A 13,992-nucleotide genomic window follows, 5' to 3' on the forward strand; every position below is an offset into this window, starting at 1 on the left:
GCGACCACCCGAAAAGGAGAACGCCCATGAACGCCAACACCGGGACCGCGAACGGCAAGCGTATCGCGCTGGCTGCCCTCTTCGGCACCGCCGCGCTGTACATCGCCCCGTTGGCCCTGAGCACGCCCATCGCCGGCGCAGAGTCCCTGGCGACCCGCTGCGGAAAAGGCGGTGGCACCTTCGCCATTGGCACCCGGTCGAACGGGTCGATCATCGAGAGCTGCACGACGGTCGACAAAGAGGGCGTCAAAACACAGTGCACCGAGGTAGATCACAAACCTCAGGGCTGCATCACCGTGCCGAGGACGGCAGTGAAGGGCACCCACATCCCGACCGGTGACCTCGCCCCGGTTCAGGTCGATCGCTCCTGACGTCTCCCGCCCTGCCCGCCATCCACAGCCACCCGAAACGAAAGTCGATCAATGAACGCCACCATCCGACCGAACTCGAAGATCAAGTCAGCGGCATTCGCCGGCCTGCTGAGCGCTGCCGCGCTCTATGCCGTACCGGTGATCCTGACCGCACCCAGCGCCAACGCCACCGTCGGCAGCGATTGCATGGGTTCGAACCAGACGTACGAAACCAAGGTCGGCAACGGACACCTGTACGAGGCTTGCACCACGACCGACAAGAACGGTGACAAGACCAAATGCTCGTACGTCGACGGAAAGGCTCAGGGCTGCATCGCGGTCCCGTTGCGTAAGCCGAGGTTCAACCTGGACCCAGGCGCTGTTGCTGTTGCGCCCGTTGCCGAAACTCCGAATGCACTGCCCGACCGGCCTCGGGCGCAGCGCTGAGTTTGCGCCTATGCAGACAAAGTGTGACGTGGCGGTGCGTCGAGGCAAATCGGCGCACAAAAGGAAGTTCGTCTGTCGAAATCCTTGGGAACAACCGAAATTGATACGTGCACCAAGACTCTCGGAGCCTCGGTGCGTACGGACGACGTGTGCGACACCAGACCCCTCATCGCGGTTCGAAGATGGCGACGATCGTCATACCCCGGTCACTGAACGGCCTCGAAGAATCTGGTCGACCTGATCCATCAGCTCGGTCTGACTGTCGCGTGCGCCGTCCCTCCACACCACGAGACCGTTGACTAGATCAGTTGGCTCAACAGTGAGATATGCACCAAGCAACACAGTGTTCGTGACGTCACCGCTGAGGTCCCCGGCCCGATACTTGATCTCGACTTGCAATGACTGGCCGCGCACCGGATTCGGGACGTGCTTGGGCTCAAGCGACTGGATTCGCTCGCGCGGTATGGCGATCGGCTTGCTCCCGAGCACAGCCGAACCCACCGTCAGCATTGACGGAGTAATGCACAGAAAACACCGCCGCCACGTCCGCACGAGGAAGTACCAAAGGATCGGAGCCAGAGCTAGAAGGAAGATCCCGCCGAATCGCAGCCACGACGGACTGTCATGTGCAGATCCCACCCCGACCATGGCAACCGCTATCAACGGCGTAAGCACGTTCACGATGTACGCGTTTCCCTCGTACGAGGGAATGTATCGGCACACGACCTCGTCACCCGAACGAGTGACCGCCGGTTGAAAGATTCGGCGGCCTCCAAGAACGATGCTCCCGCCAGCCGCAGCAATACCGAGGCCCAAATACCAGTCGGCCCTCGTCAGGATGACGACCCCAGCCAGCAGGCATATCACCGCGCCCACGCAGTAACGCAATACCCGACTCGCCCCGTTCCCCGCCATCAGCGATCGCCTCGAGTTCCTGTCATCGGGACACCGCTCTTGCGCGAACCCGAAGTTAGCGAGCCTGATGCATCCCCTGGCCAGACAAAGTGCGGGTAGCGATGTGCCGAGACCCAAGGTCAACGCAAAAGTTGTGGAGCCACCCAGGGGAATCGAACCCCTGACCTATTCATTACGAGTGAATTGCTCTACCGACTGAGCTAGGGTGGCGCGCCCCACCGAGGCGGGGCGGGACGAGTCTACGGGACGGCCCGCACGCCGCCAAAGTCAGTTCCGTTGTCCAGCCCGCAGGGCCTGTCCCATGGTCGCCACCATGGCGTCGACGGCGAACTTCGGCTTGACGTTGGTGGCCAGCGCCTCGCGGCAGGCCAGCACCGCCTCGACGCAGCGCAACAGCTGGTCGGCAGGCACGTGGGCGGCCATCGCCGCCGCCTTGTCGCTCATGTCCGGGTGGTTGGCCGCCGCCACGCCCGAGGCCCCGGACGAGATCACCAACGCGTCGCGGAAGTACGTGGCCAGGTCGATCAGCGCCCGGTCCAGGGCATCGCGCGATGCCCGGGTCTGCCGCGACTTCTGCCGCTTCTCCAGGTCCTTCAGCGCACCCGCGGCGCCCCGCAGCGCGCCCGCCGCACCCTTGCCGGTGCCACCGGCACCCAGCGCCGTCCTGAGCTCCTCGGTCTCGGTCTCGTTGCGGCCTGCCGTCAGCGCCACCGCCTCGGCCTCAGCGGAGGCGACGAGCTCCTCGACCGCCGCGTATGCCCGCGCCGGCGTCGCCGCGTCCCGGGCCAGGCCCAGAGCGCGTTCCCGGCGCGACCGGGCCTGCTCATCGGTGGCGAGCCGGCGGGCCCGGCCGACGTGGCCGCCACTGACCGACGCCGCCCAGCGCGCCTCGGACTCGGGCAGTCCGTCGTTGTCCATCAGCACCTGGGCGATGGCATCGACCCGCGGCGTCGTCAACGCGACGTGCCGGCACCGCGACCGCAGCGTCACCGCGATGTCCTCGGGGTCCACCGACGGTGCGCACAGCAGGAACACCGTCGATGGCGGCGGTTCCTCGACGACCTTCAGCAGCGCGTTGGCCGCGCCTTCGGTGAGCCGGTCGGCATCTTCGACCACGACGATCTGCCAGCGTCCGGTGCCCGGCCGCCGCGAAGCGGTCTGCACGATGGCGCGCATCTCGTCGACACCGATGGACAACCCCTCGGGAATCACGCGGCGCACATCGGCGTGGGTGCCCGCCATGGTCGTCGTACAGGCCCGGCAGGCCCCGCAGCCCGGACCGCCCTCGGCGGCCTCCGCGGTGCACTGCAGCGCCGCAGCAAAGCACACAGCGGCGATGGACCGGCCCGAACCGGGCGGCCCGGTGATCAACCAGGCATGCGTCATGCTGCCGGTTGTGACGCCGCTGTGAGCCGAATCACCCCGGGCCGCTCGCGCTGCGGCCACCAACTCGGCTTCCACGGCATCCTGGCCGACCAAACGCGAGAAAACTCCGCTCATCGGGCCCCACAGTAACCGTCGCCGGCGACACGAACCTGCGCGCAGCGGCAATATCCGTCGCCCCGGCCGGATACGGTTAGCGGGTGGCCACCGATGTGAAGGACATCGGGCGAATCAGGGGGTTCGTCCGGTGGGTGGCGCGCACGCCGTGGCCGGTGTTCACGCTGAGCCTGCTGCAGGCCGACATCATCGGCGCGCTGTTCGTTCTGGGCTTCCTGCGGTTCGGCCTGCCGGCCGAAGACCGCATCCAGCTACAGGACCTGCCGGCGGTGAACCTGGCGGTGTTCCTCACCGTCCTGTTCGTCTCGTTCGTGGTGGCCGCGTGGCTGAGTCTGCGGCTGTTGATCCCGGTGATCCGCTGGCAAAGGCGGGACACCCTGCACGGCGACGCCACCGACGCGGCCTTCACCGAACTGGCCCGGACCCGAGCCCTCAAGATGCCGTACTACCGGACCCTGATCAGCGTCGGGAACTGGTTCCTGGGTTCGGTGGTGTTCATCATCGCGAGCTGGCCGGTGGCCAGCCGCTCGGCACCGTTCGTCGCGGTCGCCAGCGCGCTCGGCGCCACCGCCACCGCGATCATCGGTTACCTGCAGTCCGAGCGGGTGCTGCGGCCCGTCGCGGTCGCCGCGCTGCGCGACGGTGTGCCCGAGAACTTCAAGGCGCCCGGCGTCATCCAGCGCCAGGTGCTGACCTGGGTGCTGTCCACCGGCGTGCCGCTGCTGGCCATCATCGTGGCCCGGCTCGCCGGCCAGTACACGCCCTTCATCGCCCAGAACGAGCAGCTCAACACTCCGATCCTGCTGCTGGCGATCACCGCCCTGGCCGTCGGCCTGGCCGGCAACGTGCTGGTCGCGATGTCGATCGCCGACCCGCTGCGCCAGCTGCGGTGGGCCCTGGGCGAGGTGCAGCGCGGTAACTACAACGCGCACATGCAGATTTACGACGCCAGCGAGCTGGGCCTGCTGCAGGCCGGGTTCAACGACATGGTGCGCGACCTGTCCGAGCGGCAACGGCTGCGCGACCTGTTCGGCCGCTACGTCGGCGAGGACGTCGCCCGCCGCGCGCTGGAGCGCGGCACCGAGCTGGGCGGCCAGGAACGTGATGTCGCGGTGCTGTTCATCGACCTGATCGGGTCGACGCAGCTGGCGTCCACCCGGCCCGCGGCCGAGGTCGTGTCGATCCTCAACGAGTTCTTCCGGATCATCGTGGACACCGTGAACCGGCACGGCGGGTTCGTGAACAAGTTCCAGGGTGACGCGGCGCTGGCCATCTTCGGCGCCCCCATCGAGCACCCGGATGCCTCGGGCGCGGCGCTGGCCGCTTCCCGCGAGCTGCACGACGAACTGGTGACGGTGCTGGGCACCACGGAATTCGGCATCGGCGTCTCCGCGGGCCGGGCCATCGCCGGCCACATCGGCGCACTGGCCCGCTTCGAGTACACCGTGATCGGCGACCCCGTGAACGAGGCTGCCCGCCTGACCGAGCTCGCGAAGCTCGAAGAGGGCCACGTGCTGGCCTCTGCGATCGCCGTCAGCGGCGCGCTGGACGCCGAGGCACTGTGCTGGGACGTCGGTGAGACCGTCGAGCTGCGTGGCCGGTCCGCGCCCACCCAGCTGGCGCGGCCGCTGTCGCTGGCCTCGCCGAGGCCGACTCCGGAAACCGAAGCCGCCAGTTAGGCCTTCTTCGCGGCGGCTTTCTTCGCCGGCGCCTTCTTGGCGGCGGTCTTCTTGGCCGCCGTCTTCTTCGCCGGGGTCTTCTTGGCGGCCTTCTTCACCGGGCCACGAGCACGCCGGTCGGACAGCAGCTCCGAGGCCCGCTCGTCGGTGATCGACATGACGTCGTCGCCCTTGCGCAGGCTGGCGTTGGTCTCACCGTCGGTGACGTACGGACCGAAACGACCGTCCTTGATCACCATCGGCTTGTTCGACACCGGGTCGGTACCCAGCTCGCGCAGCGGCGGCGTCGCCGCACCTTGGCGCCCACGACGTTTCGGCTCGGCGTAGATTTTCAGCGCCTCTTCGAGCGTGACGGTGAACATCTGCTCTTCGGTGGCCAGCGAACGAGAGTCGGTGCCGCGCTTGAGGTACGGGCCGTAGCGGCCGTTCTGCGCGGTGATCTCCTCTTTGTTCTCCGGGTCGACGCCGACGACGCGCGGCAATGACAGCAGCTTCAGCGCGTCGTCGAGCGTCACCGTCTCCAAATCCATTGAGCGCAAAAGAGATCCGGTGCGCGGCTTGGGGCCGACGGGCTTCTTGGTCTTCTTCGCACCGGCGCCGGCGTCCGGCTCCTCCGGCGGCGCGGGCAGCACCTCGGTGACGTACGGCCCGTAACGGCCGTCCTTGGCGACGATCTCGTGCCCGCTCTCCGGGTCGACACCCAGCACCCGACCCTCTTGCGGTGTGGCGAAAAGCTTTTCGGCCAGCTCGAGGGTGAGCTCGTCGGGCGTCAGGTCGTCGTTGAGGTTGGCGCGCTGCGGTTTCAGCTCACCGGGGTTCTCCTCATCGGCGACCATCCGCTCCAGGTACGGCCCGTTGCGGCCGACCCGGACGTTGATGGCGCGGCCTTCGGCATCGTCAAACAGCTTGATGGAGTTGACTTCTCGCGCGTCGATACCTTCGAGGTTGTTGCCGACCAGCTTCTTCAGGCCGCCCTCGCGGGCCACGGACCCTTCGACGCCGTGCTCGCCACCGAAGTAGAAGTTCGACAGCCAGTTGGTGCGCTGTTCGGTCCCGGCGGCGATGCCGTCGAGCTCGTCCTCCATGGCGGCGGTGAAGTCGTAGTCGACCAGACGCCCGAAGTGCTGTTCCAGCAGCCCGATGACGGCGAACGCCACCCAGGCCGGCACCAGGGCGCTGCCCTTCTTGTAGATGTAGCCGCGGTCCTGGATGGTCTTGATGATCGACGAGTACGTCGACGGACGACCGATGCCCAGGTCTTCCAGCGCCTTGATCAGCGAGGCCTCGGTGTACCGGGCCGGCGGGTTGGTGGTGTGCCCGTCCGCGGTGAGCTCGGCGGCATCCACCCGCTGGCCCTGCGTCAGGTTCGGCAGGCGGCTCTCGGCGTCGTCGGCCTCGCCGCCGGCCTGCTCGTCGAGGCTCTCGACGTAGGCCTTCAGGAAGCCGGCGAAGGTGATGGTGCGGCCGGAGGCGCTGAACACGACCTGCTCGCCCGTACGGGCAGTGCCGGAGATGCGCAGCGACAGCGTCGTGCCGCGGGCATCGGCCATCTGGGAGGCGACGGTGCGCTGCCAGATCAGCTCGTAGAGCCGGAACTCGTCGGTGTCCAGGGCGCCGTGCAGCTGCCCCGGGGTCTGGAAGACGTCACCGGCGGGGCGGATGGCCTCGTGTGCCTCTTGCGCGTTCTTGACCTTGCGCGTGTACTGCCGCGGCGTCGGGTGGACGTATTCCTGGCCGTAGAGCTGCCCGGCCTGGGTACGCGCGGCATTGATCGCCGACTCCGACAGCGTCGTGGAGTCGGTACGCATGTAGGTGATGTAGCCGTTCTCGTACAGCCGCTGCGCGATGCTCATGGTGCGCTCGGAGGAGAACCGCAGCTTGCGGCCGGCTTCCTGCTGCAGCGTCGAGGTCATGAACGGCGCGTACGGCTTGCGCGTGTACGGCTTCTGCTCCACCGAGCTGACGGTCAGCGACTCGCCGCGCAGACCGGCGGCCAGGGCGCCCGCGCCGGCCTCGTCGAGCACCAGCACCTCGTCGGGCTTCTTGACCGCGCCGAGGGAGTCGAAATCGCGACCGCTGGCGACCCGTCGGCCGTCGACGGAGTTGAGCTTGGCGGTGAACTTGGGCGGTGATGCGGTCGCGTCGGACACGCTGGCGTCCAGCTCGGCGGTGACGTCCCAGTAGCCGGCGCTGCGGAACGCCATGCGTTCGCGCTCGCGCTGCACGATGATCCGGGTCGCGACGGACTGCACGCGGCCGGCCGACAGCTTCGGCGCGACCTTCTTCCACAGCACCGGGCTGACCTCGTAGCCGTAGAGGCGGTCGAGGATGCGGCGGGTCTCCTGCGCGTCCACCAGGGCGATGTCCAGGTCGCGCGGGTTCTCGGCGGCCGCCAGGATCGCGGGCTCGGTGATCTCATGGAACACCATGCGCCGGACCGGCACCTTGGGTTTCAGTGTCTCCAGCAGGTGCCACGCGATGGCTTCACCCTCGCGGTCACCGTCCGTCGCGAGGTAGAGCTCGTCGACACCCTTGAGCAGGTCCTTGAGCTCGGTGACCGTGGCCTTCTTGTCCGGGCTCACGATGTACAGCGGCTCGAAGTTGTCGTCGACGTTCACGCCGAGGCGGGCCCACGCCTCACCTTTATATTTGGCCGGCACGTCCGCGGCGTTCCGCGGGAGGTCACGTATATGTCCGCGCGACGATTCAACGACATAGTTGGCGCCGAGGTAACCGGCAATTTTGCGCGCCTTGGTAGGCGACTCGACTATGACGAGTCGCCGGACCCGGCTGCCGCTACCGGCACCATCGAGGTCAGCCACCGTATCTATCCGCTCCACTTCTTGGTCTGCGTTACGACACCGAATGAATGCCTAACGGTCATCCGGTCCCAAGGCAAGTCACAATTTGACACTCCGCGCGAGCCTACGCAAACCGGTTGCGGCCAAAATATACGGTGTGCACCCACTAAGTCCGGGGCCATTGGAGAAACGCCTCCGTGAACCCGGGTGGCTCCCCCACGTTCTCTACCAGGCGTAACAGCCTCCGCCGGCCGCTGATCCGCAGGGCCGGATGATGGCCTCGGGTCCCGATCAAGGTTGGCGCGATACCGACTCGCATAAGTGCCGACGCCAACGCCGAATGAGTATCCGGTGCGTGGGGATCCAAACCCAACAAGTAGCCGTTCGGTTCCGCCATGCCCGCGGCCAGCACCCAGGCGCGCAGCTCCCGGGGGCCCGGCAACCACCCTTCGGGGACGGTTTTGACGGCTCCGCGAGTCCAGTCCTCCGCCATGGGCGCCAGCCTGGCGTCGGCTTCGGTGCGCACCAACGGGGTCTTCTCGTCGGTGTGGGTGATCTCCGGCTTCAAGCCCGTTTCGGCGATCATCTCGGCCAGCGCCTCGGCCCGCCACAACGCGTCGACGACGACGGACAAGCGGATCTTTCGGCCGTCCGCCGCATCGCCGGCTTGGACCAGCTGTCCCGGCGCAGCGAGCAACCCGGTCAGGTCGGCCACCTCGGGCGGCACCGACTCGGCCGAGAAGAAGGACAGCTGGCTCACCCTGCCGACAGTAGGCCAGCCCACAAAGAAAGGTGTGGAGGCAAAGCCGCGCGACGATCAGGCGGCGCGGCACGAGCCGCGTCGAGGAGCGCGGCGATCAGGCCACGCTATGCGAAACGCCCCCACTTCGTCACAGACGATGCGGGGGCGTTTGTCAGTCTCTTGGCCTCAGATGGGGCGGACGTTGAGAGCCTGCGGGCCCTTGGCGCCCTGCTCGACCTCGAAGTCGACCTTCTGATTCTCTTCCAGGGTGCGGAACCCGTTGGACTGAATCTGCTTGTAGTGGACGAAGACGTCGCCGCCGCCGCCTTCCTGCTCAATGAAGCCGTAACCCTTCTCCGGGTTGAACCACTTCACAGTCCCCTGTGGCATTTGTCGTTCATTTCCTTCTGTTACTGCGGGTGCGATCCACCGAGTCTTCCGATGTACCGGGAGCGCAACGACGTTCGCGGGTGTTGACACACGAATACAGCAGCTGCGACCGAGTTCAGTCAACCATGTCGGGCGCTGTCGCAACAGTCACACGACGATGTGTGGTTAACAATTCATCTTGGCCCGCTTCAGCGGGCGGCAGCCATGGCCGAGAAGGGATCACAGTGACACACGCGGAGTCCGATGACGCTGCAGCGCAGCCGAACTTCGGGCGTGAACTGTTGTCCTCCGCACTCGACGGCACCCCGGCCGACGAGCAGCCGCTGCGGCACGTCGCCGACCTGGCCCCACGACAGGCTCGCCGAATGCCCTGGCCCACTTGGGTCGGCGACGACGTGGTGCGCGCTTTCACCGATCGCGGTGTGGCGCAGCCATGGTCGCATCAGGTATCCGCGGCCGAGTTGGCGCACGCCGGCCGGCACGTGGTGATCGCGACGGGCACCGCATCCGGCAAATCCCTGGCCTACCAACTGCCGATCCTGCACGCGATGCAAACCGATGTGCACGCCCGCGCCCTGTACCTGTCCCCGACCAAGGCACTGGGCCACGACCAGCTCCGTGCCGCCCAGTCGCTGTGCGCCTCGATTCCCGGCCTCGTCAACGTCGCCCCGTCCGCCTACGACGGTGACAGCTCAACAGAGGCAAGGCAATTCGCGCGGGAACGGTCCCGCTGGATCTTCTCCAATCCCGACATGGTGCACCTGTCCCTGCTGCGCAACCATTCCCGCTGGGCCGTGTTCCTGCGCCAACTGAAGTTCGTGGTGATCGACGAATGCCATTACTACCGGGGCATTTTCGGCTCGAACGTGGCGATGGTGCTGCGCCGGCTGCTGCGCCTGTGCGATCGCTACGGGTCGGCACCCACGGTGGTGTTCGCCAGCGCCACCACCGCCGCCCCGGCGCAGACGGCGTCCGAGTTGCTCGGCCAGACGGTCACCGCGATCACCGAGGACGGGTCGCCGCACGGCGGCCGCACGGTGGCGCTGTGGGAGCCCGCGCTGCTCACCGATCTGGTCGGTGAGAACGGCGCCCCGGTCCGGCGGTCCGCCGGTACCGAGGCCTCGCGGGTGATGGCCGACCTGATCGCCGAAGGCGCCCGCACCCTGACCTTCGTCCGATCGCGCATCGGCGCCGAGCTGACGGCGCTCGGCGCGCGGGCCCGGCTCGAGAACATCGCTCCCGACCTGGCCCCGCTGGTGGCGTCCTACCGTGCCGGGTACCTGGCCGAGGACCGTCGGGCCCTGGAACATGCCCTGACGGAAGGGGAATTGCGCGGCCTGGCCACCACGAACGCACTGGAGCTCGGCGTCGACATCGCCGGACTGGACGCGGTGGTGCTGGCCGGATTCCCCGGCACGGTGGCCTCGTTCTGGCAGCAGGCCGGCCGCGCGGGGCGGCGCGGCCAGAGCGCGCTGATCGTGCTGATCGCCCGCGACGACCCGCTCGACACCTACCTCGTGCACCATCCCGCCGCGCTGCTGGACAAGCCCATCGAGCGGATCGTCATCGATCCCGGGAACCCGTTCGTGTTGTCGCCGCAATTGCTTTGTGCGGCAACCGAACTCCCGCTGACGCCGGCCGAGGTGCGGATGTGGGACGCCGAGGCGGTCGCCGAAGCACTGGTCGACGACGGCCTGCTGCGCAAACGCCCCGCCGGCTACTTCCCGGCGCCCGGGGTGGATCCGCACCCCGCCGTGGACATCCGGGGTTCATCCGGCGGGCAGATCGCCATCCTGGAGTCCGGTACCGGACGCATGCTGGGCAGCACCGGCGCCGGGCAGGCGCCGGCCTCGGTGCACCCGGGCGCCGTCCACCTGCACCAGGGCGAGACCTTCCTGGTGGACGCCCTCGACTTCGAGGCCGGTGTCGCCTTCGTGCACGCCGAGGATCCCGGCTACACCACATCGGCCCGGGAGGTCACGGACATCAGCGTGAGAGGGACCGGTGAGATTCACCGGTTCGGGCCGGTGGCCATCGGCCTGGTCCCGGTGTCGGTGTCCAACACCGTGGTGGGTTTCCTGCGCCGCGCCATGGACGGCACTGTGCTCGATTTCGTCGACCTCGATATGCCGACCCGCACCCTGGACACCATGGCTGTCATGTGCACGATGACCCCGGAAGTGTTGCTCGACAACGGGATTGACCCACTACGCGTGCCCGGTTCGCTGCACGCCGCCGAGCACGCCGCGATCGGCCTGCTGCCGCTGGTGGCCAGTTGCGACCGGGGTGACATCGGCGGTGTGTCCACCGCATCCGGACCCGCACCCGGCGATTTATCCGGTCTGCCAACGATTTTCGTGTACGACGGCTATCCGGGCGGCGCCGGGTTCGCCGACCGCGGGTTCCGGCAGCTGTCCACCTGGTGGTCCGCCACGGCCGCGGCGATCGAAGCATGTGAGTGCCGTCACGGTTGCCCGTCCTGTGTGCAATCGCCCAAGTGCGGCAATGCGAACGATCCGCTGGACAAAGCCGGTGCTGTCCAGGTACTTCGCCTGGTTGTCCGCACTTTGGCGGCCCACGGAAAGTAGGCCGCCGCCCGACATCGGACAAAGCAAAGCGCGCCGAAACGGATAAACTACGGCCATGACGGACGACTGGCTCCTCGTCGAGACCCTCGGCGCCGAACCTGCCGTCGTCGCGCAGGGGCAGCAAACCGTAGACATGGTGCCCATCAGCTCATTTCTGCGGCGCAACTCCAGTCTGATGGCGATCCAGTCGGCGATCGGGGAAACCGTGCGCGCCGGTCTGCCGCTGACGAGCATCACACCCAAGAGCGACCGCGTGATCAGGACCGAAGTGGTGCAGATGACCGATGGCCGCATCCACGGCGTCCACGTGTGGGTCGGCACACCTGACGCCGACCCACCCGACCGGATGATCCCGGGCCCGCTGAAGTGGGACCTGACCAACGGCATCGCGACCGACACCATGGAGTCGCTGGCCAACAGCGGCCTCAACCCCGCGGCCGAGGCCACCCACGGCCGCGCTTTCGCCGACGACCTGCAGACCCGCAAGCTCAAGCCGAACGAGGCGCGGGTCATCTCGGCCGTGATCAAGCCCGAGCCCGGCCAAACCTTCACCAGCACTTGGGAGATGACCGACTTCCGGGGGCGGCCGATCTCGGTCGGGTTCGCCGCGCGGGTGCTGAACGAGCCCGACGAAGACGGAGAGGACCAGCTCATCTGCCGGGCCATGAACTGGCGGGCAGTCCGAGACAATTCGTCTGCCACGCCGCTCGACCGGGCACGCCAGATCATGAACGGCCCGGCGGTGCCCGGGGTCTACCGCGCCATGGTCGATCTGAACAGCTGGAAGTTGATCAAGTGGATCGACGAAACCTGTCCGCTGTTCGACTGGAGCGCCGACAACAAGCCCGAATTGGTGGTGCACCCGAACGAGCTGCCCGAAATGGCCGCCATGACAGTCGAGTTCGCCAGCGGGCCGACGTCACGGGTACTGCGACTGCGCGCGCACGACGGCGGATGGGTGCCGATTCACGTCACCGCGCACCGACTCGAAGTCGCCGACGACACCTTCGCCGGGCTGCTGTCGCTACGATTGCCCACCTACGGCGAACTGATGGCCGCCGAAGAGCGGCTGGCCGACGACGAGGTGCCCGAGTCCTGACAGTGTCGAAACCTGTTCGGCACCTGCCTAATTCGACTCTTCGATAGGCATCAAGCGCCGTGCTCCGGGCCCTTCGGCGGCGAGCTCGTCCCCGGGGTTGATGACCAGGCAGTGGTTCAGCGAGATACACCCGCACCCGATGCACTGATCCATCTCCGACTGCAGCCGCTCCAGCTCGAGCTGCCGCTCGCGCAGTTGCGCACGCCACCTCTTGTTGAGCCTGGTCCAGTCCCGCAGTGACGGCATCCTGTCATCCGGCAGCGTCCGGAAGTGCTCGGCGACCTCATTGAGGGGAATGCCAAGACGCTTGGCCACTTGGATGACGGCGATCCGACGCTCCATGTGCCGTGGATAGAGCCGGGTCCCGCCGGATGTGCGCTCGGGATGGATCAGCCCCTTTCGCTCGTAGAAGTGCAGCGCGGACGCGGCGACTCCCGTCCGCTTCACGATCTCCCCGATGGTGAGCAGATCGGTCGGACCCATACGCTTGATCTCAACCATAGTTGAGATTCTACGGTGGTGACATGCGAAGTGACACAGCAGGTCGGGCCGCGGTCAAACCCGGGTGGGATGATGTGTTCTTCTGCGGCCTTCTGATCGTTGTGACCACCGGACTGCCCTCAGCCTGGCCCGGCGCGGGCCCGGCCGTGCGCCTCGCCCAGGTGCCACCGGCCGAACCGCACCGGCACCTCCACGTCGACCACCACATCCAGCCGCTGCACCGAACAGTGACCGACCCGGCTGTCCATCGCTTCAGCGACGGCGGCGGCCTGGCGACAGGATTGGCCGGGTCCGGCGGCCAATGCGCCTGCGGCGGCCAGCGCGGCCAGGTCGGCCGCTGACTGCGCGCGGTGCCGGCCGATCACCGCGGTGCCGACGGCGGCCGCGCCGGTCATGATCCCGACGAGCACCACGATCAGCGCGACTGCGAACACCGTCGCCGCGCCCCGGTCGTCAGGCGCCAGGTTCGGGTGCCGCCACCGCCTCTGCCCCCACCGTGACGCCGGGGAGCAGCGGGGCGGGGACCCGGACCCGGGCCACGACCCGCCCGCCGTCGCGCCGCACCTCGACCGAGGCGCCGTCGGGTCCGGTACGCCGGGCCGTATCGACGGCGGCACGATCGTCGCCGCGGGCCGCGAGCCGGGCCGCTTCCCTGGCCGCGTCGATACAGCGCACCTGCATCGAGACCGCCGCCAGCCCACCGATACCGAGGACCGCGACCGCGATGAGGGCGGCAACCGCGAACGCCGCCTCGACCGTGACGCCACCGCGGTCATCCCTTGGTGGTGAGAGCACGGGAGATGATGCCCGTCAGGGCGCTGACGATCGAGTCCCCGGTGACCACCGTGTACAGGATGGCGCCGAAAGCCGCGGCAGCGACGGTGCCGATGGCGTACTCGACGGTGGACATGCCGCTCTCATCGGTGAGCAGCAGGGTCGCCCGGGCTTCCCAGTTGCGAAAGCTGTTGATTTTCATGGTT

14 protein-coding genes and 1 tRNA gene are annotated in these 13,992 nt (G+C 67.6%); 5 read left to right on the top strand and 10 right to left on the bottom strand.

All coding sequences use genetic code 11. The features are described from left to right. Positions 1-26 precede the first annotated feature (26 nt). On the top strand, positions 27-371 hold the full coding sequence (locus AC1U2B_RS04970) for a hypothetical protein (RefSeq protein ID WP_480215911.1): 345 nt from the start codon (positions 27-29) through the stop codon (positions 369-371). A 51-nt stretch (positions 372-422) separates the two neighbouring features. Then, positions 423-797, top strand: coding sequence for a hypothetical protein (locus tag AC1U2B_RS04975; RefSeq protein WP_480215912.1), 375 nt, complete (start codon positions 423-425; stop codon positions 795-797). Positions 798-992: 195 nt separating this feature from the next. Here AC1U2B_RS04975 and AC1U2B_RS04980 read toward each other — a convergent pair whose 3' ends face one another. From AC1U2B_RS04980 to AC1U2B_RS04990, 3 genes are all read right to left on the bottom strand, one after another. Then, a complete protein-coding gene (locus AC1U2B_RS04980; protein WP_480215913.1) occupies positions 993-1,673 on the bottom strand; it encodes a PH domain-containing protein in 681 nt (226 codons plus the stop codon). Positions 1,674-1,846: 173 nt separating this feature from the next. Next, positions 1,847-1,922, bottom strand: a tRNA-Thr gene (locus tag AC1U2B_RS04985). 57 nt (positions 1,923-1,979) lie between these two features. Next, positions 1,980-3,212 (bottom strand): DNA polymerase III subunit delta', encoded by a 1,233-nt coding sequence (locus AC1U2B_RS04990; protein WP_480215914.1) that lies wholly within the window; start codon positions 3,210-3,212, stop codon positions 1,980-1,982. Positions 3,213-3,295: 83 nt separating this feature from the next. On the opposite strand from AC1U2B_RS04990, the gene AC1U2B_RS04995 reads away from it, so the two are divergent. Continuing rightward, on the top strand, positions 3,296-4,891 hold the full coding sequence (locus AC1U2B_RS04995; protein ID WP_043397311.1) for an adenylate/guanylate cyclase domain-containing protein: 1,596 nt from the start codon (positions 3,296-3,298) through the stop codon (positions 4,889-4,891). Here the strand turns inward: AC1U2B_RS04995 and topA are convergent. The 3 genes from topA to AC1U2B_RS05010 form a co-directional block, all read right to left on the bottom strand. Beyond that, entirely contained in the window at positions 4,888-7,713 is a 2,826-nt protein-coding gene (gene topA, locus AC1U2B_RS05000; protein ID WP_043987666.1) for a type I DNA topoisomerase, read from the bottom strand. The two genes, AC1U2B_RS04995 and topA, sit on opposite strands and share 4 nt — an antisense overlap. A 145-nt stretch (positions 7,714-7,858) precedes the next feature. After that, positions 7,859-8,452, bottom strand: coding sequence for a hypothetical protein (locus tag AC1U2B_RS05005; RefSeq protein WP_260936162.1), 594 nt, complete (start codon positions 8,450-8,452; stop codon positions 7,859-7,861). A 168-nt stretch (positions 8,453-8,620) separates the two neighbouring features. Beyond that, positions 8,621-8,824 carry a cold-shock protein gene (locus tag AC1U2B_RS05010; protein ID WP_043397302.1) on the bottom strand — a complete coding sequence of 68 codons (204 nt, stop codon included), beginning with the start codon at positions 8,822-8,824 and terminating at the stop codon, positions 8,621-8,623. Between the two features lie 224 nt (positions 8,825-9,048). On the opposite strand from AC1U2B_RS05010, the gene AC1U2B_RS05015 reads away from it, so the two are divergent. Together AC1U2B_RS05015 and AC1U2B_RS05020 are read left to right on the top strand one after the other, a co-directional pair. Further along, on the top strand, positions 9,049-11,412 hold the full coding sequence (locus AC1U2B_RS05015; RefSeq protein ID WP_480215915.1) for a DNA 3'-5' helicase SftH: 2,364 nt from the start codon (positions 9,049-9,051) through the stop codon (positions 11,410-11,412). Positions 11,413-11,467: 55 nt separating this feature from the next. Next, a complete protein-coding gene (locus tag AC1U2B_RS05020) occupies positions 11,468-12,511 on the top strand; it encodes a PAS domain-containing protein (RefSeq protein ID WP_480215916.1) in 1,044 nt (347 codons plus the stop codon). A 27-nt stretch (positions 12,512-12,538) separates the two neighbouring features. On the opposite strand, the gene soxR is transcribed toward AC1U2B_RS05020, so the two are convergent. The 4 genes from soxR to AC1U2B_RS05040 form a co-directional block, all read right to left on the bottom strand. Beyond that, the gene (gene soxR / locus AC1U2B_RS05025) at positions 12,539-13,012 is read right to left on the bottom strand and encodes a redox-sensitive transcriptional activator SoxR (protein ID WP_480215917.1); all 474 of its coding nucleotides are present in this window, start codon (positions 13,010-13,012) and stop codon (positions 12,539-12,541) included. 119 nt (positions 13,013-13,131) lie between these two features. Continuing rightward, complete coding sequence (locus tag AC1U2B_RS05030; protein ID WP_480216068.1) at positions 13,132-13,476, bottom strand: Rv3654c family TadE-like protein; 345 nt, start codon at positions 13,474-13,476, stop codon at positions 13,132-13,134. Next, on the bottom strand, positions 13,466-13,807 hold the full coding sequence (locus tag AC1U2B_RS05035; RefSeq protein ID WP_418004534.1) for a TadE family type IV pilus minor pilin: 342 nt from the start codon (positions 13,805-13,807) through the stop codon (positions 13,466-13,468). Before AC1U2B_RS05035 ends, AC1U2B_RS05030 begins: the two co-directional genes overlap by 11 nt. Continuing rightward, the gene (locus AC1U2B_RS05040; RefSeq protein ID WP_043397293.1) at positions 13,785-13,988 is read right to left on the bottom strand and encodes a DUF4244 domain-containing protein; all 204 of its coding nucleotides are present in this window, start codon (positions 13,986-13,988) and stop codon (positions 13,785-13,787) included. Before AC1U2B_RS05040 ends, AC1U2B_RS05035 begins: the two co-directional genes overlap by 23 nt. Between the last annotated feature and the right edge of the window lie 4 nt (positions 13,989-13,992).

The organism is Mycolicibacterium sp. P4_G11 (assembly GCF_056555145.1).

Excerpts from the sequence above, each read along its gene's own strand:
- AC1U2B_RS04970 (WP_480215911.1), top strand. The coding sequence starts at position 27 with ATGAACGCCAACACCGGGACCGCGAACGGCAAGCGTATCGCGCTGGCT.
- AC1U2B_RS04975 (WP_480215912.1), top strand. The coding sequence starts at position 423 with ATGAACGCCACCATCCGACCGAACTCGAAGATCAAGTCAGCGGCATTC.
- AC1U2B_RS04990 (WP_480215914.1), bottom strand. The coding sequence starts at position 3,212 with ATGAGCGGAGTTTTCTCGCGTTTGGTCGGCCAGGATGCCGTGGAAGCC.
- AC1U2B_RS05010 (WP_043397302.1), bottom strand. The coding sequence starts at position 8,824 with ATGCCACAGGGGACTGTGAAGTGGTTCAACCCGGAGAAGGGTTACGGC.
- AC1U2B_RS05020 (WP_480215916.1), top strand. The coding sequence starts at position 11,468 with ATGACGGACGACTGGCTCCTCGTCGAGACCCTCGGCGCCGAACCTGCC.
- soxR (WP_480215917.1), bottom strand. The coding sequence starts at position 13,012 with ATGGTTGAGATCAAGCGTATGGGTCCGACCGATCTGCTCACCATCGGG.
- AC1U2B_RS05040 (WP_043397293.1), bottom strand. The coding sequence starts at position 13,988 with ATGAAAATCAACAGCTTTCGCAACTGGGAAGCCCGGGCGACCCTGCTG.